This is a genomic window from Streptomyces oryzae (assembly GCF_017676365.1).
Taxonomy (GTDB): Bacteria; Actinomycetota; Actinomycetes; order Streptomycetales; family Streptomycetaceae; genus Streptomyces; species Streptomyces oryzae.
In genome coordinates this window covers 1-2,205 of the sequence record NZ_JADKMA010000377.1, presented here as the reverse complement: position 1 = coordinate 2,205, position 2,205 = coordinate 1, and the positions used below count along the sequence as shown (strand labels likewise).

1 protein-coding gene is annotated in these 2,205 nt (G+C 72.7%); it reads left to right on the top strand.

Features of this window, described 5'->3' with window-relative positions; genetic code table 11:
• Positions 1 to 46: 46 nt before the first annotated feature.
• A partial coding sequence (locus ITI46_RS34225) for a bifunctional glycosyltransferase/CDP-glycerol:glycerophosphate glycerophosphotransferase (protein WP_209243914.1) occupies positions 47 to 2,205 on the top strand: 2,159 nt, incomplete at its 3' end.

Here is a 2,205-nt window from a genome sequence, read left to right as displayed (position 1 = left end):
CTCCCCTCCCGACTCCCGCTCCCCTCGTAGCGAAGGACTGGTGGTCATGCCCCGCTTCAGCGTCGTCGTACCGGTGTTCAAGGTCCAGGGCTACCTGCGCGAGTGTCTCGACTCGGTCCTCGGCCAGTCCTTCACCGACCTCGAGGTCATAGCCGTCGACGACCACTCCCCCGACCACAGCGGCGCGATACTCGACGAGTACGCGGCCCGCGACCCGCGGGTACGGGTGCTGCACCTGCCCGAGAACGTGGGACTGGGGCGGGCCCGCAACACCGGCGTCGAACACGCGCGCGGCGCCTACCTCCTCTTCCTCGACAGCGACGACAGCTATCTGCCGGGCGCCCTGGCGGCCATCGACCGGCAGCTGACCGCCTGCGGCTCCCCGGACGTACTGATCTTCGACCACCAGCGGTCCTGGTGGGATGGCCGCACCGCGGCCAGCTCCTACGGCCCGCAGCTGGCCGCGGTCGGCACCCAGACCTTCACCGTGGCCGAGAACCCGCAGCTGCTCACGCTCTTCCACGTCGCCTGGAACAAGGCGTACCGCCGCGCGTTCTATCTGCGCGAGGGCCTGCGCTTCGAGCCCGGACTGTACGAGGACGCCCCGCTCTCGAACGAGGCGCTGGTGTGCGCGGAGTCCGTCGGCTGTCTGCCCCGCATCTGCGTCGACTACCGGCAGCGGCACCAGGGCGCCATCACCCGCTCCCCGGGGCGCCGGCACTTCGACGTCTTCCCGCAGTACGCCTCCCTGTTCGCCTTCCTGGAGCGGCGCCCCGAACTGGCCGCGTACCGCCCGCTGCTGTTCGAGCGGGCAGTGTCACACCTGGTCTTCTGCATACGGCGCCGGGAGCGGGTACGCCCCGCCGACCGGCGCGCCTTCTTCCGGCAGGCGGCCCGGCTCTACCGCGAGCACCTGCCCCCCGGCTTCGCCCCGCCGCGCAACCGGGCCCGCGACTGCCGGCTGCTCGCCCGCAACATCTACCCGCTGTTCGCCGCACGCGAGTTCGTACGCCGCACGGCCGGGCTCGCCCGGCGCGGCGCCCGCGCGGCCCGCCCCTACGCCGCCCGCGCCTTCCACGGCGCCTACTACGCCCTGCAGCGGAGGTTGCCGCTCCACTCCGACGTGGCCGTCTATTCGGCGTACTGGAACCGGGGGGTGGCCTGCAATCCGCAGGCGGTCGAGGCCAAGGCGCGGGAGCTGGCGCCGCACCTGCGCAGCGTGTGGGTCGTACGCCCGGAGGCCGTCCACTCGCTGCCGCCCGGCACCGACCACGTGGTGCCCGGGTCGCTGCGCTACTGGCGGACGCTGGCCCGCGCCCGCTACTTCGTCAACAACGTCAACTTCCCCGACCACCTGGTGAAACGGCCCGGCCAGGTGCACGTCATGACCCACCACGGCACCCCGCTCAAAACCATGGGCCTGGACCAGCAGCCGTACCCCGCCGCAGCGCAGATGGACTTCGGCAAGCTGCTGCGCCGGGCGGGCCGGTGGGACCTGAGCGTCACCGCCAACCGGCACTCGGCCGAGGTGTGGGACCGCGTCTTCCCCTGCGGCTACGAGGACCTGCCCGCCGGCTACCCGCGCAACGACCGCTACGCGACCGCCACCGCGGAGGAGATCACCGCCGTCCGCGCCCGGCTCGGCATCCCGCGCGGCCGGATCGCCCTGCTGTACGCGCCCACCGCGCGCGACTACCGCAGGGGCTTCGTCCCCCGCCTCGACCTGGAACGGCTGAGTGCCGGACTGGGCGAGGAGTACGTACTGCTGGTGCGTACGCACTACTACTACGGCCGGGACAGCGCGCTGCGCGACCTGCACGCACACGGACTGGTACGGGACGTCTCCCGCCACCCCTCGGTGGAGGACCTGTGCCTGGCGGCGGACGCCCTCATCACGGACTACTCGTCCCTGATGTTCGACTACGCCAACCTCGACCGGCCCCTGGTCATCCACGCACCCGACTGGGAGAGCTACCGCGACTCCCGCGGCGTCTACTTCGACCTGCTCTCCGGCCGCCCCGGCGAGACCCCGGGACCCGTCACCCGCACCGAGGACGAGCTCACCGCCGTCTTCCGCACCGGCACCTGGCGCGGCCCCGAGGCCCGCGCCCTGCGGGGCGCCTTCCGCGCCCGCTTCTGCCCCTGGGACGACGGCCACGCCGCCGAACGCGTCGTGCGCCGCGCCCTCTTGGGCGAGCCCATGGA